We start from the raw sequence: 18,578 nt of genomic DNA, 5'->3' as shown, positions 1-18,578 counted from the left end.
GTCGTGCTGAAAGGATGGCAACCATGCCGAAGATCACCTACACCGACGAGTTCAAGCGCGACGCGGTCGCGTTGGTCGAGTCGGGTATCCCGCAAAAGCAGGTCGTCAAGGACCTCGGAGTGGCGAAGACCACGCTGCAAGCCTGGCTCCGTGATGCCAGGTTCAAGTCCCATGGGATGACCCCGACCACCGATCCAGAGGCCCGCAAGGACATGTCGCAGGCACTGCGTCGGATCCGGGAGTTGGAGATGGAAAACGAGGTGCTGCGGCGCGCGGCGGCGTATCTGTCGCAGGCTCACATCACGCCCCCAAAATGATCTATCCGCTCGTGAAGGAGATGGCCGCGGTCGGTGCCCGGGTGAGGGTGCCGGTGGCGGTCGCGTGCCGGATACTGGGATTCTCCAAACAGGGCTACTACAAATGGCTCAAGCAACCGGTGTCAGCCCGTGAGGCCGAGGAGCAAGAACTCATCTCGGTGCTGCATCAGCTGCACACCGACGACCCCGAGGGCGGCTACCGGGTACTGGCAGACGACCTCGCTGAGTTGGGCTACGAGTTGTCGGAGCGCAGAGTGTGGCGGTTGTGCCGGGTCGCCGGGATCCAGTCGGTGTTCACCAGGCGCAAGACCCGCTACAAGAAGGCCGGCGCGCCGGTTCACGATGACCTGGTCAACAGGCAGTTCAGCGCTGACGGGCCCAACCAGGTGTGGCTGACCGACATCACCGAACACCGCACCCGCGAGGGCAAGGTGTATCTGTGTGCGATCAAGGACGTGTTCTCCAACCGGATCGTGGGCTACTCGATCGATTCACGGATGAAGGCCCGTATCGCCGTCAACGCGCTCGAGATGGCGGTGGCCCACCGAGGCGGGCCCGCTGGGGTGATCGTCCATTCCGATAGAGGCTCCCAATTCCGGTCGCGCCGCTTCCGCAAGGCACTGAAGCGTCACAGGCTACGTGGCTCGATGGGCAGGGTCGGGGCATGTGGCGATAACGCCGCGATGGAGTCGTTCTTCGCGCTACTCCAGAAAAACGTCCTCGACCGTCGATCCTGGGGCACACGAGAGGAACTGCGCCTGGCTATCGTGTCCTGGATCGAGGGGAAGTACCACCGCAAACGCCGTCAACGCCGCCTCGGAAAACTCACCCCCATCGAGTTCGAACTCATCATGAACCCAGCCGCTAAACTGGCGGCATAACCCCGGAGGTCAACCAAACCTTCGGCAGTCCCTCAACCCAGCGAAGAGCGGTTCGATCGATTGTTCGATGCGGGACAGCCGACGAAGCGTGGCTTCCGCCGCGTCGAGGACATCGGAGCCGTAATTGCTGGCAGCAAATCGGGCGAACTCGTTGACGACGGCCGTGGCCTCTTCCATTGAGAATCCTAGGGCTCCCAAGTTCGCGCTGCTCTCATGCGACGAGTAGGTGCGACCGTAGCGCTTCTCGAAAGCGGACTCGGATCGGAAGTCTGGCAGCAGGCAGGCGCTTGACTCTGTTCCGGGCAGAGTTGGGAACTGGCGAGGCGAGAATGTGCTCTGGGCGAGCCCGTCTAGCTCCCGGTCCACGTGGCGGATGAAATCGTTTGTCTGCATTCGCTCCCCTTACTGCCCCTGGCGTGACTCTGTCTGTAGAGCGCTGGGGCCGCTCTCACTCGGCAACAGCGCTCCTCCCGCCGAGGGATGCCACCGTATCGCGCCCGTTGGGTGATCCGTCTGTCGGGCACCCTTTCCCGTCCGGATGGCCGCCACCCATTGCTTCAGTACTCAGTCGCTGACTCGTGCGGATTCGATGATGGCCGTCGCTCGCTTCACGCTGTGCTCCCACCGCTCCTGCATCGTGGGGGCGCGCTGGTCGTCGGCCGGCGGCTCGATGCCGCCCACCATGGCTGAGTGGACCTGGTTCCAGGAGCCTGACTGGTACGAACCGTGGACGATCTGACGGATCCAGGCGTAGATCAGCTGCCCGCGTTCGGAATTGGGGTTGCAGAGCCCCTCCGTCGCCTCCTTCAGTTGCGGGTAGGAGTCGCAGAGGATCTCTACCACCTCACGGTCAAGCTCCTCACCTAGGTGGGATGACGCCTCTTGGCCCTCCATGTCCTGGGCCCCCCACAAATCTTTGCGCTCGTCCTCTCCGAGGCCGGGCATGCCGACGGCAGAGAGCAGGTACGGCAGTTCCCAATCGAGTGACAGGATCCAGCCGGCGAGTTCGCGGGCGAGCCCCTCCGGCCGAGGCGCGGGGACGACATAGCTGACGGGATCCACATCACCCCACCGGTTGAACGCCCACAGTCTGGAGCCGCACCAGCCGAGCCCGGCCCCACCGTCCCAGGTGCAGGGGCCGCCAGACTCACCGTAGAAGCGCCACGATAAAAGGTCTTGCGTGAGCGTGGGTCTGGCCCACTCGTATTCGTTGTCGAGCATCCCGACGGCCGCGAACCCGGCTGGACCCCGCAGTACGAATGCCCGTTCGCCGTTGATCCGGATCCACCGCGGCACGATGTCGTGGCCGTCGGCCGGGCTGATGCTGAGGATCTCCTCGTCGTAGCCCCAGTCCTCGATGTCGATCCCGAGGTCCACCTTGGGTTCGCCCTCTGGGGTGAGCCAGTCGTCGGAGCTGGGATCGGGTTCGCCAGGCTCGTCGACGACGAGCATGCCGAGGAGCTCGTGCAGGCCGACCCCGCCGTTGGTGGTGATGTCCGTGAAACCCGCGCCGACGCGCAGGAGCGCTGGGTTGTACTGGAGGGCCTCGACGAGCCCGCCGCTCAAGGCTCCGAGGTCGCGGGTCTGGGGTTCTCCCGCGTCGTTGGTGGCGGTGATGCTGAAGGCTGAGTCGCATTCGGTGATGTCGTACTCGGTGGTGGTGCCGTCGGGCTGCACGGAGCGGCTGTGATACCGGCTCGTGCCGAGAAACTTAGTCATGGTTTCACTTCCTCAGGTGGGTGGGGATTGCCCGGCTCTGTCAGGGGGCGAAGGATTGCTTCCGCGGCCTGGGTGACACGGAACTCTCCACCGTGCTGGATGACCCAGGCGCGCAGGTCCTCAACCGGGATACCGAAGCATTTCAGTTCACCGGAGTCGGTCAGTTCGGGATGGTCCGTGCGGACCTCCACGTAGTCATAGGGGCCTGGATAGTCGCAGTCGACGACGCCGTCGGTCCCCTGCACGGTGCCGTCACCCTCACCGGTCGCGCACAGGCAGAAGGCGGGAGTCGGTTTCGACCAGGTGCCGTTTCCTGCAATCACCGAGATGACCGTGCCGTCCATGCAGAGGATGTCGTTGTTGTTGCGTTGATATCCGTGGTGGTGGCCACGATTCCCGTGGGCGGCGATCTCATCGAGAGTGGGCGTCTGGGTCTTCGTCATATGGTTCTTTCCAGGAAGGTGGTTGATGGGTTGAGCAAGAGACGCAAACCGCGCAGAATGTGCTGCCGTTCTCAGCCGCCTCCCTCCTAGGTCTGCGTGGTTCTCTTCACAGGTGTCCAGAACCGATGCAGGGGCCCAAGTAAGGGCTTGTCCAGGGCCTGTCTGAAAAGGGCTGCTTCTGTGGCTTGCCGCAGATCGCCGAGCTGCCGTTCAGTGTCTTGTTGCACTGGTTCTTTAGCAATCAATGTAGAGGGGGGCTCCGACAATTTCTCGCGGAGGGGATGTATCCATCTGACGGGTCTGAAGCGGCCGCGAAACGTGGTTCTGGACACTCTGTCGGGGTGCTGTGCCATACTCCCTGGTGGGTTAAGAGATGCGGCCCCAATCCCTCGGAATGGTCGCACGGCAACCGGTAACCGCTCCGGTGCCCTCCGAGGAAGACCCGGCCTCCACAGCCGTCGAGGTCATGCGGTCTCGTTCCAGCGAGACCTGGAACGAGGAGTTCTTTCATGTCGCCGTTGCCACTTCGTCCCGGTGAGGGTTCCTTCCCGGAGGACCAGATCTCGGTCCCCCGAGCGCCACACCGCACTGACCCTGACTACGGGAAAGTCCTGCGGCGCCGGCCCTCGGTGCCCGTGGTGGAGTCCTACCGCCAGACGGTCATCCGGATCTGGCCGAACGGGAGCGATGAGTCCCCCGTCGACGTGGTGCCCACGCCCGGTGCGGAGACCCACGGCCCGGAGGCTCTGTTCGGCGAGGGGTGCGGGCCGGTGTTCGTCGTGTCGGGGAACCACGCCTTCGGTCGGCTGACGATGCCGGATGAGGATGCTGCCACGCTGGGCGGGCTGTACTGGAGGTTGGAGTATCAGGGTGAGGACTGGGTGCCGAGCGTGTCGAGCTCGCCGAATCGTCAGTGGGTGGAGAAGGGTGCCGTGGTGAAGGGCATCGACGAGGAAGAGGCGCTCTCCACGGCCTTCTTCCACGGTCAGGACTTCGTCTTTCGGTGGGATTCCAGTGGGCTGACCCCGCTCGCCACGCGGGAGGGCGTTGACGTCGGAGGAGACGAACCGGTCGCGGTTCAGTTGGCCCCGGCGCGCACCGGCTGTCCGCTGCGGTGCGGAGCCGATGGGGTTTGCAAGATGTACGGGGGACCGTGGACGAGCTCGTCGATCACGGCCGCGTACTTCTGGAGCCAGCACCGCGCGCTGCTGCTGGACGCCTTCGGCTGCGACGTCTGCGAAGGCGAAGGTGGTGGCGGGCTGACCGGTGGCGTCGACCTGTTCACGCCCTCGAGGGAGGGCGGTTGGCAGCGGGGGGCGCCACGGACCCTGGAGCAGATCAGGGATACACCCAGCACGTCGTGACACGGGATACGCTCTCTGCGGATCGGGGCCGCTCCGAGAAGGGGTCCCCGGAGCGGGTCCATAACGGCGGCCGCTACAGCGTCGCAGAACCTCGAGGCCCGGCGGGGCGGCCGAGAACCCCGCAGATCAGTCCGGGCAGCCGCACACCCCGGACAGAGGCAGCCGGGTCAAACAGTGGGGGCATGCCTCTGCAATCTCTAGCGATCCAGCCTGTGAGCTGTTCTGGAAGGTGGACAGGGTTCGCCAGGTTCCGTTCCCGGCCAGGTCCGTGGGGACATATCCCTTCGGGAAGTCGACGTAGCCGGGGTAGATCCGGCAGGCCACTCGTCCCGCCTCCGTCCGGCATGCGACGTACGTGTGATTCATGGACCTGAACGTGACGGCTCCCACTCTGTCGAGTTCTGTGCCGATGATTCTCAGGTCTCCTGGCTCCAGCGATCGCGCCACTTCAGCACCTTGTCGCGGGTGATGGTGAGAGATGTCATTTGTCTGCCTCTCAGCTGATCCGACCCTTTCTATCTATGGCGGAGGTCCGACAGTTGCGGGGGTTCGGATGACCGAAATGGCTCGTCGATAACGCTCACTTGGCCGGGCAGATTGAACAAATCCGCACCGCTGTCAGTGGCAGCGGTCACGATGGAGAAACAGCCGAAGGAGGATTCAGTGCAGTTTCCAACAATTGGGCCTGTGGGCTTGCGTGACACGTTGGACGTCGCTCTCTTTGTTGACTACCTCCGCTCGACCTCTCGCACACGTCCGGTCGTAGTTCTCACTGTTGCGGATGGGGAGGCGGCGCCGTTCGTGTCGGCCGCCGGGCTCGAGAAGAAATTCGGGCGTCGTATCGATGTGGTGACCCTCCCCGCGAAGCAGCACACCTTCGCGCTGTCGGATGCAGTGGGCAAGGAGCGTGGAGCGTTCCTCGGCGCCTGCCGCGTCTACCCGCCGGGCGACTCTTGGGAGATCAATCCTATGGGCGTGCCCCTTCGGCTGGCGCGCAGCGCGGAGGAGCGCAGAGCCCAGCCTGGCCTGATCGAGAGGGACATCCGGGCCGCGCTCGACGCGGCCTGGTCCAACGCTTCGCTGCCATCGGCTCCCCCCGCGCCACTCGCGACGCCGGTACCGCGCCCGGCGCGGCGTCTTGGACCGCAGTACCCCTCGGTGCAAGCGGAGAAGCCGGCGCAACCGGCCACGCACCTGGTGCAGGTGGACACGGCGGCTGCGGCCGCTTCCCTGGCCCAGCACCTCGTGAGCGCGCAGCGGCCCCGGCCCGTCGTCGTGGTCACCAGGGCGACGGGCGCCCCCGCCGCCTTCGTAGACCTGGATTCATTGCGCAATGATCTCGCGGGGCTGGCGGATGTCGCGGAGATCACGACGGCAGAGGCCAGCTGGACATTCAGTGGGCAAGTGCCGGACCTGTGCCAGGTTTACGGCGGTGCCTCGCGGGTCTACCCGATAGGCGACGAGTGGACCCGAGACCCATACCTCTCCCCACTGCGCTTCGCCTATAGCTTGGCCGACAAGGTGGAGGTCACCAGGCAGTTGATCTCGGACGCCATGTCGATGGCGGCTCGGGGAGGTCTGACGCTCGCCAGCGGTCCCGCCGAAGCCCGAATGGTGGAGGGCATTGTGCAAGGCGTGGCAGGCGACCGCGGAATCGTGTCCGTCCCCGGCGATTCGTCGGCGGTGCTGTGGCCGGAACTTGTGCTACCTGGCTTACCCGCCGAGCGGCTGTTCTGCAAGGGAATGGAAATCACCGGTCTACTGGACCCGGAGTCGCGCCGGGTGGACCTACGCGAGGCCACGCGTTCGGCAGCGGAGGCGGTGGCTGGCTACCGTGACGGTGACACCATCCTCGCGCGCGTCGCCGCAGTCGATCAGGCGGGCTGTGACGTGGAACTGTTTCCCGGAGATATCCGGCGGGTCGCAGCCGAGGACCTAGGCGACGAGCGGGCGGCGGTGTCGTCGCTGGTCGCGGTGGGCGATGTCGTGCCCCTGTGGCTGGGCCAGGTCGACGGCGGCGAGTGGATGCTCTCGCTACTCGACGCCGGCGACCCATCGGAGGCGGTGCCCGCACCGTCGATCCTGGTGGGCGGCCCCCCTTGGTTGGTGCCGCAGGAACCCGCGCCCGAGGATCCCGCCGCTGACGACCATCCCGACGAGCCGGGGGATCTGAGCGACGCTGGCCAGCGTGAGCGCGCCCAGTTGGTGAAGCGGCTCCGCGCCACGGAGCGCCGCGTCGAGGAGTTGGGTGCCCAGCTCCAGAACGCCCGCGCCGCGCTGCGCGACGCGGAGAAGCGACTGAGACGCAAGCACGCTCAGGTCAGCGAGAACGCGCGCCTATTCGACAACGACGCCGACCAACTGGACTTCGAGATCCGCCACGCCTGGGCCCTGATGACGACTCCATCGGAGAAGCGCGTCAGGCGCCTAAAGAAGTGGAGGTACAGCGACCACTTCTTCGCCACCGTGGCGGAAGTTGAAGGCGTCTCGCGTGACAAAGTGGTAGAAGTGCTGGTCCACGTGCTCACCGGCCTCGACGCGGAGCTCACCTCCCGCGGGCGGCATCAGTTGCGCACCGGAGAGGGTGGCGACGCCCCGTCATTGGTGCGCCCCGGTGGGGAGACGGCGTGGCGCGTGAGCCTGCAGGTCAACGCCCCGAGCGCCCGACGGCTGCACTACTGGGTGTGCAACGACGGCTCGATCGAGCTGAGCAGCGTGCGGCTGCACGACGACATGCGCGTGTGACCGCGGCAGAGAGCATGTTCTGCGCGGGGCCTCTAACAAGGGACGGAGGGAGTCGTCGAGCTCATCTCATCACCTCCCACGCCCGCACGGAGGCTGTCGCGGTGGGCCCGACATGGCAGGAGGCATGACCTCGTTGACCAACCGGTCAAGACTCCGCCCGAGGCGCTCAAACTCGCTCATCATGGAGATACGTCGATCCCCGATCCAGATGATCCCCTCGGTGGTGTCCAGTGCACGAACAGGGGCACCGGCTTCTCCTCCCTGGATCGGGCACAAGAACCAGTATCGCGACGCGACGAGTTCCAGTGGATGGCCTTTTGGTTGGTGACGCGTCCGGTCCTTGGCCGCCTCAGGCATCGAGTCGAACAACTCCCCATGAGCTCCGGAGCCCTCGTCGTCCAAGAAGGCGCCGTTCGTCAGTACCCAGCGGTCGCGTTCCAGCGCCGTCCGTTGGAGGAACGCGGCGATTACACGCGGTCCGATGCTCATAGCGCGCGTCGTGGGGGTCGAGGCTGGTGGCGAGAGGTGGAGTTGGACCTCCAGGCGCTCGACCACGTCGAAACGTCGATCTGGCGCGAGTAGCACGTCCAGCCAATTCAGCCGTCCCTCGAGCGCCGCTTCTCCAAGCGGGGTGATGTGCATCTCTGCGCCGAGCGTGAGGAGCGCCAGAGGATGGCCATGCGACCCTATCCGGCCCTCCGGCGTCTTCCAGACAGTGAGGGCCGGACCGTATTGATGGGGGAACACCTCAATGAGGCGAAGCGAGTCTGGGTGTCTGCGCACCAGTTCGGCACCGACCACCAGGCCAGGGCTTGCCGGAGGGCAAAGGTCGGTACGTGGACCCGCTCGCCGAGCCCGTGTACTTCGTCGTTGTGCCAGACGCGCCGGCTGTTCGGCGTGTCATCCGTGGTCTAGAGTCGATACCTCCCGTGGCCGACCCTGACCAGGTCCGCGTACACCACGGCATGGTTCGGAGGTGCGTTCACGCACATGCGCGACACCACATGCGTCCGGATCGTGCTGTCGGTGAGCCGGGTCTGGCGCTGCCGCAGCCAACGGATGACATCGGCTGGACTGAATGTTCCGTCTGGACTGGACGCCTCCAGCGACTTGGCGGCCTCGAGGATGTCGTCTCGCGCGGTCATGAGTTCCTTTCCCTCGTGCGTTGAGATGCATTGCGTTTCTCTCGGCACTGTGACCGGGAGACACATGGCTTTCGTGGCGGGCCTTGTCCGTGAGCCGAGTACGGTCTGAGCGCTACAGACTTTCTACTTTGTAGCGCATTCACGCATCTGGCGGGGTCGAGCGCAGAGAAGAGCCGCCCTCTGTGTCTCTCCTGGCTACGGGTATCGTCTCCCCGACGCTGCAGCACAACGAGGAGCACAGCAGGGACACGCCACTGACCTGAACCGAGCTCGATACCCGAAAGATCCCGGCCCGGCACCACCTGGCCAAGTTCGGGATCTTCATCCTTTGGGGCATCTTCTCGGTCTCCGCCTGACGCACCCTCTGACGACCTGTTCGGCGGCCACGCTGAGTGGTACTACGCCTCCGTCTACGGGACCGTTCCGCAGCCAGGACGGTGACCACCAGGCCCGCAGCTACGTCGCAGACCCTGTGCACCGCCACTTCCCGGCCGACTTCACCGCCGCCGCGTTCGACCCCGCGGTCTGGGCCGCCTCTTCAAGCGCGCCGGCGCTCGCTGCGTCGTACTCATCCAAGCACCACGAGGGCTTCTGCCCGGTGGCCCACCAACAACCCGCACAAGCACCGGTGGAACGGGGGCGAGGTGCCCCGCCGCGACCTCGTCGGCGACCTCACCTACGCCCTCCGCGCCGAGGCCATGAGGATTGGCCTCTGCTGCTACTCGTGCGCGAGTGGGAGCCCAACCCCACCCCCGGGGTGGCGGCGGATACTTCATCTCCGTGCGCCGTCCTCCGCTTCGGCACGGAGCCCACCCGCTACCCGGACGACATCCTTGCCGCCGACGCTGGGCGGAGCCCTCGGGGTCCCTGCGGCGTCGCTGGGCGTCGACGGGTTCGGCCAGAGCGGCTCGATCGACGCGCTCTACCGGGAGAATCACCTGGACTCCGGCTCGATCGTCAACGGGGCCTTGGGCGTGCTGGGCCTCTGAGACCGGCTCACCAGGCGGTGGCGATGCTGACCGCCAGGATGACCACCGCAGCCATCGCGCAGCTCAGTTCCACCAGGATCCCCATCCCCAGCGCCTTGACTGTCGTCCAACTGGTGGCCAGCGCCATGCGGAAGTCGCGTAGCCGGTACCACTCCGCCAGGAGCAGGCCGAGCACGAAGCCGATCGGCAGGCCCAAACCGGGAAGCACGAAGACGCCGACGACCCCGGCGACGACACCGACGACGACCGGCCATTTCGGTACCTGACGCTGCTGGAGCGAGCGGCCGGTCAGCATCCAGCTGCTGAGGGCACCGAAGATCAGCAGCAAGGCGGCGAAGCCGAACGCGATCCACCCCCAGGACGAGCCACCCCAGATCGCCCACACGAGTGCGCCGACGCCGATGGCGAGGCTGCCGGGGAGGACGGGCACCACGATCCCCGTGAGCCCGACCAGGGCCAGGACGCCGGCGGCGAGCGCGGCGATCATCTCTGCTGTCATCCGGCAAGACTATGCCGTACCGCAGGCTGGTGCGAGTGCGGACTGTGGGCGCTTTCATGCGGTCAGACACCTCGCCATGGGGCCAGCCGTTCGGCGGTGGAGTACCGTCTGGGCATGCCCGCCGTCACCCGCCGACCTCCCGGTCACACCCCGGGGATTGCCAACACCGAACGAATCCGTGAGGTGAACGTGTCGCGCCTGCTGGATCTGCTGCATCGAGGTGGCCCCCAAACGCGTGCAGCGCTCACCAGGCAGCTGGGCCTCAACCGATCCACCATGGGCGTACTCGTGGCGCAACTCGTGAAGCTGGGCATCGCAACGGAGTCGGAACCGGTGCCGAACGGCACCGGAAGGCCCAGCCCCGTGGTGTCGCTCGACCCCGGCCTGGTGGCCATCGCGATCAACCCCGAGGTGGGGATGCTGCGGGTGGCCGCCGTCGCCACGGGAGGTCGCATTCTTGAGCGGGTCTCGCTGCCGCTTGATGATCTCCCATCCTCGCGGACCGTGGCGGCACTGGCCGCCGAGGCCGCAAACGACATGCTCAAACGTCATCCAGAGTGGCGACTCCTGGGCGCTGGGGTGGCCGTCCCGGGGCAGATCCGCCTGCAGGACGGCTCGGTGAGCGAGGCCACCCACCTGGGATGGACGGATGAGCCGCTCTCCAGCCACGCTGCCGAAGCGCTGGGTGCGCCCACCTGGGCCGCCAACGCGGCGATCCTCGCGCTTCGCGCCGAGACGACGTTCGGGGCCGGTGTGAACCGCGACGACCTGTTCTACATCATCGGCGGGCCTTCGGGCATCGGCGGGGGAGCGGTCGAGGACGGACGCCTCTTGGTGGGTGCCCAGGGGTTCGCCGGCGAGATCGGGCACGTGGCAGTCAATCCGGGCGGCAAGGAGTGCCATTGTGGTGGCCGAGGATGCCTGGAAGCGGAGGTCACAGCCGCTCAGTTGGGCGAAGCGCTCGGCAATCCCGATTTCACCATCGAGGAACTCGTCGACGAGTGGCGCAGCCGGCGCGACGAGCCGGGCCTCCATGAGCTCAACGAAGAGTTGCTGGCCCATCTGGCCGTCGCCCTGCGCAACATCGTCAATCTCTTCAACCCCGGGACCATCCTGATCGCCGGGTTCCTCGCCGGCCTTGTGGCGGGGAGAACGGTCGAAGAACTGGTGCCTGAGGCCATCCGGTCAAGCCGGCGCGACCTGACGATCCTGCCCGCCAATGTGCCCGACGCGGTGCTGCTCGGTGCCGCCGAGTTGGTCTTCTCCGAGTTCATCCTTGCTCCGTCCGCCTTGACCTGACTTCACAGCACCGCGGCAGCCTCGGTTTGTAACGAAGTACAACTAAATCCCCAGAACTCTTGCAAGACGTTCGTCGGCGGGATATGTTCGAGTCGCAAACAAAGCATCGGAGTGCCCCAGCAGCCTGCTGGCTCGCAGTCCTACAAGGAGGTAGTGATGCTCAAGAAGATCGTGAGTGCAGCGGCCGTCGCGGCGCTGTTGCTGACCGGATGTGGCGCTGGCGGCACGTCGGACCCTGAACCCGCCGAGGCGACCAACGGCGGGGCTGGCGCCTCCGGCGAGGGCGGCTCGTTGACTCTCTGGCACTACGAAGGTGCCAATTCGGCCATGGGCATTGCCTGGGATGAGGCCATCAAGATCTTCGAGGAGGAGACCGGAGCCACGGTCAACTTCGAGGAGAAGAGTTTCGAACAGATCCGCTCGACGGCCAGCCAGGTCCTCAACTCGGACGAGGCGCCTGACGTGATGGAGTTCAACAAGGGCAACGCGACGGCTGGGCTCCTGGCCAGCCAGGGCCTCCTGGCCGACATCAGCGGCGCCGTCGACGAATACGGCTGGGACGACAAACTGGCACCGGCGCTCCAGACGACGGCACGATACAACGAGAACGGCGTGATGGGCTCTGGCCCCTGGTACGGAATCCCGAACTACGGCGAGTTTGTGACCGTCTATTACAACAAGGCGATGTTCGAGGAGTCAGGCCTTGAGGTGCCTACCACCTACGCGGACTTCATCGCTGTCATGGATGCTTTCGTGGCCGAGGGTGTGACCCCACTGGCCACCGCCGGCCTCGAGTATCCGCTCGGTCAGCTGTGGTACCAACTCGCGCTGAGTCAGGCTGACCGCCAGTGGGTCAATGATTACCAGCTGTATGAAAACCCCCTCGACTGGAACGGCAAACCCATCACCTACGCCACCGACACTCTTCTTGAGTACGTCGACAAGGGCTATATCTCTGAAGACGTCTCCGGCATCAAGGCGGAGGATGCGGGCTTGGCCTTCATGGGTGGGCAGTCGCCGATGTTCGTCTCCGGTTCGTGGTGGTACGGCCGCTTCGTCGATGAAATCGAAGGCTTCGAATTCGGGCTGTTCCCGTTCCCCGGCAGCGAGCTCAGCCTCGGTTCCTCGGGCAACCTCTGGGTCGTCCCCGAGAATGCCGAGAACAAGGAGCTCGCTTACGAGTTCATCGACATCACCATGCGCCCCGAAATCCAGGCAATCCTGGGCAACAACGGGGGCCTTCCCGTCGCAGCGGACGAGGCTGACATCACCGATGAGAAGAGCCTTGAACTCATCCAGGCGTTCAACGCGGTCAACGAGCAGGACGGCCTGTCCTTCTACCCCGACTGGGCCACCCCCACCTTCTACGACGTGATCGTCGCCCAGCTCCAGGAACTCGTCAACGGCACCAAGAGCCCGGCTGAGGTGCGGGAAGGTCTCGCGGCGGAGTACAACTCCTACGCCGAAGAGGTCAGCTAGTCGGCATCGGCGGGGCGGCCACGCGGCCGCCCCGCACTCGACCCTCGCACCATTCACCCGAGCCGCCACCCCACGAAGGAGTAGGGCTGTGACTGCTGTTCCCACCATCAAGCGAGCCAAACGCCCGCGATCCATCGAAGAGCCGCTGATCCCTGAACGTGGCCGGCGCTCGCTCATCTACTGGCTCTACCTGATTCCCGGCTTCGCGCTGCTCACGTTGGTGGTGCTCATCCCCTTGGGTTGGAATATCTACCTGAGTTTCACGTCCTGGCGTGGCATCAAGCCTCCCGAGTTCATCGGCTTCGACAACTGGCTCAAGCTCTTCGGCGACGACAAGTTCTGGGCCTCGTTCAGCAACAGCCTCTGGATGATCGTCGCCATGGTGATCGTGCCCACCTCGATCGGGCTCATCCTGGCGGCGCTCCTGTTCGACCTGGTGGGACGCAAATTCGGCGGCAAGGTCGCCAGCTTCCTCCGCGCCACGTACTACTTGCCTCAGATCCTGCCGGCGGTCATCGCGGGCATCGTGATCGGCTGGATCCTGCGGCCTCAGGACGGTGCCCTGAACACCATCCTCGAGGGCGTCGGCCTGGGCTCACTCACCCACAACTGGCTGGGCTCGCCTGATACAGCGCTCGCCAGCATGATGGTGGTGCTCGTGTGGATCCAGATCGGCTACCCCGTCGTCATCTTCATGGCCGCCCTCCAGAGAGTGAACCCCGAGTTGTACGAAGCCGCGGAACTCGACGGCGCCAATTGGATTCAGCGGTTCCAGGCGATCACCGTCAGCATCATCCGTCCAGAGATCTTCGTTGTCACCCTCACCTGCACGATCGCAGCGCTGAAGGTGTTCGGCCCCATCTATGTGCTCACCAGGGGAGGGCCGGGCACGTCGACGATCGTTCCCGCCTACTACGCATACAGCGAGTTCTTCCAGTCTCAGCAGGTGGGTTACGGCGCCACGATCGCCACCGCACTGACCATCGTCATCAGTGTGGTCGCCATTCTCTTCATCCGCGCTCAGAACGCGATGGAGCGCAAGGAAAGCGCAGGCCTGTGATGACCACCAACATCCTTACTCCGGTCCAGACCAAGAGGCGTGGCCGGGGCGGCATGCTCAGGCGTCGTCCCATGGACTGGCTGCTCCTCGCCTTCGCCATTGCGGCTGCCGTGGCCATTGTGGCCCCCTTCTATCTGATCCTGGTGAACTCCTTCAAGTCGCCTGCCGAGTACTCCGCAGGAGGCCCATTGGCACTGCCCAAGGGTCTGTACCTCGACGGCATCATGGCCTTCTGGGAGCGCGTCGACTTCCCACGGAAGGTGTGGAACTCGTTCTTCATCTCCGGCCTCGTCGCCGTCTTCGCAGTCATCATTTCCGTACTCAACGCTTTCGCGATCGGCATCGGCAGAATCAAGGGCCGCTCCTGGGTGGTCTTGGCGTTCCTGCTGGCAAACCTCCTGCCGCAGGAGGCGCTCCTCTACCCGCTCTACTACATGTTCAAAAGCATGGGACTCTACAACAACGTGTGGTCCGTGATCATCATCTTCACGGTCATCCAGGCAGCATTCGGCACCTACCTGTTGGCGTCGGTATTTGGGGCCTTTCCCAGGGAGATCCTCGAAGCCGCCGCCATGGACGGCGCCAGCCGGTGGCGGATCCTCACCCGGGTGATCTATCCCATCAGTCGCCCCACGCTCTCGGTCCTGTTGATCTTCTTCTTCATCTGGACCTGGAACGAGTTCCTGATCCCGCTCACGTTCCTGGTCTCCAACGCCAACCAGACGGTGCCCGTGGCCATCTCCGTCCTGCAGGGCGACCGGCTCATGGACGTCACCACGACGTCGGCCTCGGCGCTGCTGGGCCTCATCCCGACCCTCATCTTCTTCCTCATCTTCCAGCGCACCCTCACGCGCGGCATCACCGCAGGAGCAGTCAAGTAATGAAATTCACCGATGGTTTCTGGCAGATCCGGCCCGGGGTCCGGCCCCTGTATGCGCAGGAGGCCTACGACATCTGGGAGTCCGACGAGACCCCGGACGGCCCGGGTCTGGTCATCACGGCACCTACCAAGGAGATCGAGAAGCGCGGCGACGTGCTGAACCGGGCCGTGCTCACGACCACGCTGTCGTCGCCCTGCGAGGGCGTCATCCGCGTGCGGATCGCCCACCACATCGGCGGCCGTCCGGTGCAGGGGTTCGACCTGCCCGGCCGCGTCGAGGGCGGTGCCGGCACGGTGTCGATGGCGGCCGACCACGCCACCCTCACCAGCGGCAGCCTGGTGGCCCGCATCAACCAGGGATCACCCTGGCAGCTGGCATTCGAGAGCGACGGTCGACGGCTGACCGGAAGCGGCCACAAGGCGCAGGGATACCTGCAGCTCGACGTTGACGCCCAGGTGGACCCGGGCCTCATCGACAACGCCAGCGAGGGAGCGCCGGTGCCCCGGCCCCGAACCTTCGTCCACGAGCAACTCGACCTGGGCGTGGGGGAGGCCATCTACGGGCTCGGCGAGCGGTTCGGGCCCCTGGTGAAGAACGGCCAAACCGTGGAGATCTGGAACGCCGACGGCGGCACCTCCAGCGAGCAGGCCTACAAGAACGTGCCCTTCTATCTCTCCAGCCGCGGCTACGGTGTGCTGGTCAACGACCCCGGTCACGTCTCGTTCGAGATCGGCTCGGAAGCGGTGGAACGCGTCCAGTTCTCCGTGCCCGGTGAGGTGCTGGAGTACTTCATCGTCGATGGACCCACGCCCAAAGACGTGCTCGAGCGTTACACCGGCCTGACCGGCCGGCCGCCCGTCGTCCCCGCCTGGTCCTGGGGGCTATGGCTGTCCACCTCGTTCACGACCGATTATGACGAGGGCACCGTCGCGAGCTTCGTCGACGGCATGGCGGAGCGCGACCTGCCGGTCTCGGTGTTCCACTTCGACTGTTTCTGGATGCGTGAATTCAACTGGACGGACCTGGTCTGGGACCGCCGCACCTTCCCGGACCCGGACGCCATGCTCGCGCGTCTTCGGGAGAAGGACCTGAAATTCTGCGTCTGGATCAACCCTTACATCGCGCAACGCTCCGTGCTGTTCTCCGAGGGTGCCGAAAAGGGCTACCTGGTCAAGCGCCCGGACGGGTCCATCTGGCAATGGGACCTGTGGGTTGCGGGCATGGGCCTGGTCGACTTCACGAACCCCGAGGCCACGAAGTGGTTCCAGGAGAAGCTTCGGGTGCTTCTCCGTCAGGGTGTGGATGCCTTCAAGACGGACTTCGCCGAGCGGATCCCCGTCGATGTTGTGTGGCATGACGGCTCAGACCCTTCGCGGATGCACAACCTCTACACCCACCTCTACAACAAGGCGGTCTTCGACGTCATCGTGGAGGAACGTGGCGAAGGTGAGGCTGTTCTTTTTGCCCGCTCGGCGACCGCCGGTGGCCAGACCATGCCGGTGCACTGGGGCGGCGACAGCACCTCAACGTTCGAGTCCATGGCGGAAACTCTCCGAGGCGGGTTGTCGCTCGTCCTGAGCGGCTTCGCCCACTGGAGCCACGACATCGGGGGATTCGAGGGCACTCCCGACCCCGCTGTCTTCAAGCGGTGGACGGCGTTCGGGCTCCTGGGTTCCCATTCCCGCTTCCACGGCTCGAACTCCTACCGGGTCCCGTGGGCGTTCGACGAGGAGGCCGTGGAGGTCACACGCGTCTTCACTCACCTCAAGATGCGGCTGATGCCCTACCTCTTCGGGGTCGGGATGGAAGCCGCCCGGACGGGCCTGCCCATTATGCGACCCATGCAACTGGAGTTCCCCGAGGACCGTTCGGTTGACCACCTGGACCGGCAGTACATGCTCGGCCCAGACATTCTGGTCGCACCTGTCCTCTCCCACTCGGGCGATGTGGAGTTCTACCTTCCAGCCGGCACCTGGACCCAGCTGCTCACCGGTGAGGTCGTCGACGGCGGTGGCTGGCGCACGGAGAGCCATGGCTTCACCAGCCTGCCGATCTATGTCCGCGCAGGCGCAATCCTTCCCATGGGTTCAGTCGCCACCCGCCCTGACTATGACTACCTGGATGGCCTCACGCTCCGGGTTTTCGCCGGCGGCGGGTCTGGCGCCAGGAGCGTGCGGGTGACGAACCCTGACCGCTCCGCCGTCGAGTTCCAGATCCACGAAGCCGAGGGTGGGATCCGCGCGACGAGCGATGTCGCGGACGGCTGGTGGTTGGCGAAGGGCCTGGGCGACCCTGTCGCTGCTTCCGACGGCGTCGCGGAGGTCCTGGCATGAGCTTCCACCATGCTGATCGCCCTGATCGGGGTCTCGTGTTCCCGCCCGGCTTCGTCTTCGGATCGGCCACTGCCTCTTACCAGGTGGAAGGCGCCGTCCACGAGGACGGGCGAGGCCCCTCGATCTGGGACACCTTCAGCCGCACGCCCGGCAAGGTTTCGGACGGTGACACGGGCGATGTCGCCTGCGACCATTACCACCGCTGGGAAGACGATCTCGACCTCATGAAAGAGATGGGCCTGGGGGCCTACCGGTTTTCCATCGCCTGGCCGCGCGTCATCCCCGGCGGTGTGGGTGCAGTGAACCAGGCGGGTCTGGATTTCTACTCACGCCTGACGGACGGGCTGCTGGAGCGCGGCATCATTCCGGTGGCGACGCTGTACCACTGGGACCTTCCCCAAGCACTGGAGGACCGGGGCGGTTGGCCCGAGCGGGCCACGGCCGAGGCCTACGCAGAATACGCCGCAGTGGTGGGCAGCGCACTTGGCGATCGCATTCACACCTGGACCACGCTCAATGAGCCGTGGTGCAGTGCCTATTTGGGCTATGGCCAGGGTGGGCACGCGCCGGGCCGCACGGAACCGGCCGCCGCCTTGGCGGCCGTGCACCACCTGAACCTCGCACACGGCCTGGGTATTCAGGCTCTGCGCGCTACGTCCACTGGGTCACCCGAGTACTCAGTGACCCTGAACTTCCACGTGCTCCGCGGCATTGGGGAAGGGGCCGACGAGGCCGTGAGGCGCATTGATGCCCTCGCCAATCGCGCATTCACTGGGCCCATGCTGCGAGGCTTCTATCCTCCTGACCTGCTGCAGGACACCGCAGGGGTCACAGACTGGTCCTTCGTCCGTGAAGGCGACCTTGAGCTCATCAACCAAGACATCGACACGCTTGGCGTCAATTACTACTCGACCACCACCGTCGGGCTGTGGGACGGGATATCACCGCGCCAGGGCGCTGATGGGCACAAGCCGTCCGGCGGCACGGCTTGGCCGGGCAGCGACGACGTCGTCGAGTTCCATGAGCAGCCAGGCCCGCACACCGCCATGGGTTGGAATATCGCGCCAGAAGCGCTGTACGAGTTGCTGCTGTCCTTGAACCGGCAGTTCCCGGGCCTCCCATTGATGGTGACGGAGAACGGTGCGGCGTTCGACGACGTGGTCGCCGATGACGGTTCAGTCCCCGACGTGGAGCGCCTCGACTATCTACGTCGCCACTTCGCGCAGGCCCACCGGGCGTTGAACGAAGGCGTTGATCTTCGGGGCTACTTCGTCTGGTCGTTGCTGGACAACTTCGAGTGGGGCTATGGCTACTCCAAGCGATTCGGAATCGTCCGGGTGGACTTCGATACCTTGGAGAGGACTGTCAAGGACAGCGGCAAGTGGTACAGCGGTTTGGCCGCCACGGGCGAATCGCCTGGGTGA

16 protein-coding genes and 1 riboswitch are annotated in these 18,578 nt (G+C 65.2%); of the genes, 10 read left to right on the top strand and 6 right to left on the bottom strand.

Annotation, left to right across the window (positions count from 1 at the left end):
• Nucleotides 1-23: 23 nt before the first annotated feature.
• A protein-coding gene (locus tag J7D54_RS12875; RefSeq protein ID WP_245244018.1) for an IS3 family transposase occupies nucleotides 24-1,198 on the top strand; the annotation gives its coding sequence in 2 pieces (ribosomal slippage) (nucleotides 24-303 and nucleotides 303-1,198; 1,176 coding nt in all).
• 9 nt (nucleotides 1,199-1,207) lie between these two features.
• Here the strand turns inward: J7D54_RS12875 and J7D54_RS12870 are convergent.
• From J7D54_RS12870 to J7D54_RS12860, 3 genes are all read right to left on the bottom strand, one after another.
• The gene (locus tag J7D54_RS12870) at nucleotides 1,208-1,375 is read right to left on the bottom strand and encodes a hypothetical protein (protein WP_182763294.1); all 168 of its coding nucleotides are present in this window, start codon (nucleotides 1,373-1,375) and stop codon (nucleotides 1,208-1,210) included.
• 387 nt (nucleotides 1,376-1,762) lie between these two features.
• Nucleotides 1,763-2,917: a hypothetical protein gene (locus J7D54_RS12865; RefSeq protein WP_182763295.1), complete on the bottom strand. Its 1,155-nt coding sequence runs from the start codon at nucleotides 2,915-2,917 to the stop codon at nucleotides 1,763-1,765.
• A complete protein-coding gene (locus J7D54_RS12860) occupies nucleotides 2,914-3,360 on the bottom strand; it encodes a hypothetical protein (RefSeq protein WP_182763296.1) in 447 nt (148 codons plus the stop codon). Before J7D54_RS12860 ends, J7D54_RS12865 begins: the two co-directional genes overlap by 4 nt.
• A 364-nt stretch (nucleotides 3,361-3,724) precedes the next feature.
• Nucleotides 3,725-3,835, top strand: a riboswitch (SAM riboswitch).
• Nucleotides 3,836-3,869: 34 nt separating this feature from the next.
• Here J7D54_RS12860 and J7D54_RS12855 point away from each other — a divergent pair.
• Entirely contained in the window at nucleotides 3,870-4,724 is an 855-nt protein-coding gene (locus J7D54_RS12855) for a hypothetical protein (RefSeq protein WP_182763297.1), read from the top strand.
• A gap of 849 nt (nucleotides 4,725-5,573) precedes the next feature.
• Nucleotides 5,574-7,469: a hypothetical protein gene (locus tag J7D54_RS12850; protein WP_182763298.1), complete on the top strand. Its 1,896-nt coding sequence runs from the start codon at nucleotides 5,574-5,576 to the stop codon at nucleotides 7,467-7,469.
• A 69-nt stretch (nucleotides 7,470-7,538) separates the two neighbouring features.
• Here the strand turns inward: J7D54_RS12850 and J7D54_RS14475 are convergent, their stop codons facing one another.
• Nucleotides 7,539-8,252 carry a hypothetical protein gene (locus J7D54_RS14475; protein WP_371811096.1) on the bottom strand — a complete coding sequence of 238 codons (714 nt, stop codon included), beginning with the start codon at nucleotides 8,250-8,252 and terminating at the stop codon, nucleotides 7,539-7,541.
• 128 nt (nucleotides 8,253-8,380) lie between these two features.
• Nucleotides 8,381-8,614, bottom strand: a complete 234-nt coding sequence (locus J7D54_RS12845; RefSeq protein ID WP_182763299.1) for a hypothetical protein — start codon at nucleotides 8,612-8,614, stop codon at nucleotides 8,381-8,383.
• A gap of 833 nt (nucleotides 8,615-9,447) precedes the next feature.
• On the opposite strand from J7D54_RS12845, the gene J7D54_RS12840 reads away from it, so the two are divergent.
• Complete coding sequence (locus tag J7D54_RS12840) at nucleotides 9,448-9,603, top strand: hypothetical protein (RefSeq protein ID WP_182763300.1); 156 nt, start codon at nucleotides 9,448-9,450, stop codon at nucleotides 9,601-9,603.
• Nucleotides 9,604-9,610: 7 nt separating this feature from the next.
• Here J7D54_RS12840 and J7D54_RS12835 read toward each other — a convergent pair whose 3' ends face one another.
• Nucleotides 9,611-10,102: a DUF456 domain-containing protein gene (locus tag J7D54_RS12835; RefSeq protein WP_182763301.1), complete on the bottom strand. Its 492-nt coding sequence runs from the start codon at nucleotides 10,100-10,102 to the stop codon at nucleotides 9,611-9,613.
• Nucleotides 10,103-10,216: 114 nt separating this feature from the next.
• Here J7D54_RS12835 and J7D54_RS12830 point away from each other — a divergent pair, with 114 nt between their 5' ends.
• The 6 genes from J7D54_RS12830 to J7D54_RS12805 all read left to right on the top strand — a co-directional run bounded on the left by J7D54_RS12830 (nucleotide 10,217) and on the right by J7D54_RS12805 (nucleotide 18,578).
• On the top strand, nucleotides 10,217-11,401 hold the full coding sequence (locus J7D54_RS12830; protein ID WP_182763302.1) for an ROK family transcriptional regulator: 1,185 nt from the start codon (nucleotides 10,217-10,219) through the stop codon (nucleotides 11,399-11,401).
• 156 nt (nucleotides 11,402-11,557) lie between these two features.
• Nucleotides 11,558-12,880, top strand: a complete 1,323-nt coding sequence (locus J7D54_RS12825) for an ABC transporter substrate-binding protein (protein ID WP_182763303.1) — start codon at nucleotides 11,558-11,560, stop codon at nucleotides 12,878-12,880.
• 88 nt (nucleotides 12,881-12,968) lie between these two features.
• Nucleotides 12,969-13,940 (top strand): carbohydrate ABC transporter permease, encoded by a 972-nt coding sequence (locus J7D54_RS12820; protein WP_182763304.1) that lies wholly within the window; start codon nucleotides 12,969-12,971, stop codon nucleotides 13,938-13,940.
• A complete protein-coding gene (locus tag J7D54_RS12815) occupies nucleotides 13,940-14,821 on the top strand; it encodes a carbohydrate ABC transporter permease (protein ID WP_182763305.1) in 882 nt (293 codons plus the stop codon). The genes J7D54_RS12820 and J7D54_RS12815 overlap by 1 nt, the downstream gene beginning before the upstream one ends.
• A complete protein-coding gene (gene yicI / locus J7D54_RS12810) occupies nucleotides 14,821-17,154 on the top strand; it encodes an alpha-xylosidase (RefSeq protein ID WP_182763306.1) in 2,334 nt (777 codons plus the stop codon). Before J7D54_RS12815 ends, yicI begins: the two co-directional genes overlap by 1 nt.
• Nucleotides 17,151-18,578 (top strand): GH1 family beta-glucosidase, encoded by a 1,428-nt coding sequence (locus J7D54_RS12805; RefSeq protein ID WP_182763307.1) that lies wholly within the window; start codon nucleotides 17,151-17,153, stop codon nucleotides 18,576-18,578. The genes yicI and J7D54_RS12805 overlap by 4 nt, the downstream gene beginning before the upstream one ends.

This window comes from Tessaracoccus sp. MC1865 (genome assembly GCF_017815535.1).
Lineage (GTDB): Bacteria > Actinomycetota > Actinomycetes > Propionibacteriales > Propionibacteriaceae > Arachnia.
Note: the sequence above shows the minus strand (reverse complement) of the source record. Positions and strands in the feature narration are given on the sequence as shown.

Excerpts from the sequence above, each read along its gene's own strand:
- J7D54_RS12870 (WP_182763294.1), bottom strand. The coding sequence starts at position 1,375 with ATGGAAGAGGCCACGGCCGTCGTCAACGAGTTCGCCCGATTTGCTGCC.
- J7D54_RS12865 (WP_182763295.1), bottom strand. The coding sequence starts at position 2,917 with ATGACTAAGTTTCTCGGCACGAGCCGGTATCACAGCCGCTCCGTGCAG.
- J7D54_RS12860 (WP_182763296.1), bottom strand. The coding sequence starts at position 3,360 with ATGACGAAGACCCAGACGCCCACTCTCGATGAGATCGCCGCCCACGGG.
- J7D54_RS12855 (WP_182763297.1), top strand. The coding sequence starts at position 3,870 with ATGTCGCCGTTGCCACTTCGTCCCGGTGAGGGTTCCTTCCCGGAGGAC.
- J7D54_RS12845 (WP_182763299.1), bottom strand. The coding sequence starts at position 8,614 with ATGACCGCGCGAGACGACATCCTCGAGGCCGCCAAGTCGCTGGAGGCG.
- J7D54_RS12835 (WP_182763301.1), bottom strand. The coding sequence starts at position 10,102 with ATGACAGCAGAGATGATCGCCGCGCTCGCCGCCGGCGTCCTGGCCCTG.
- J7D54_RS12830 (WP_182763302.1), top strand. The coding sequence starts at position 10,217 with ATGCCCGCCGTCACCCGCCGACCTCCCGGTCACACCCCGGGGATTGCC.
- J7D54_RS12825 (WP_182763303.1), top strand. The coding sequence starts at position 11,558 with ATGCTCAAGAAGATCGTGAGTGCAGCGGCCGTCGCGGCGCTGTTGCTG.
- J7D54_RS12815 (WP_182763305.1), top strand. The coding sequence starts at position 13,940 with ATGACCACCAACATCCTTACTCCGGTCCAGACCAAGAGGCGTGGCCGG.
- yicI (WP_182763306.1), top strand. The coding sequence starts at position 14,821 with ATGAAATTCACCGATGGTTTCTGGCAGATCCGGCCCGGGGTCCGGCCC.
- J7D54_RS12805 (WP_182763307.1), top strand. The coding sequence starts at position 17,151 with ATGAGCTTCCACCATGCTGATCGCCCTGATCGGGGTCTCGTGTTCCCG.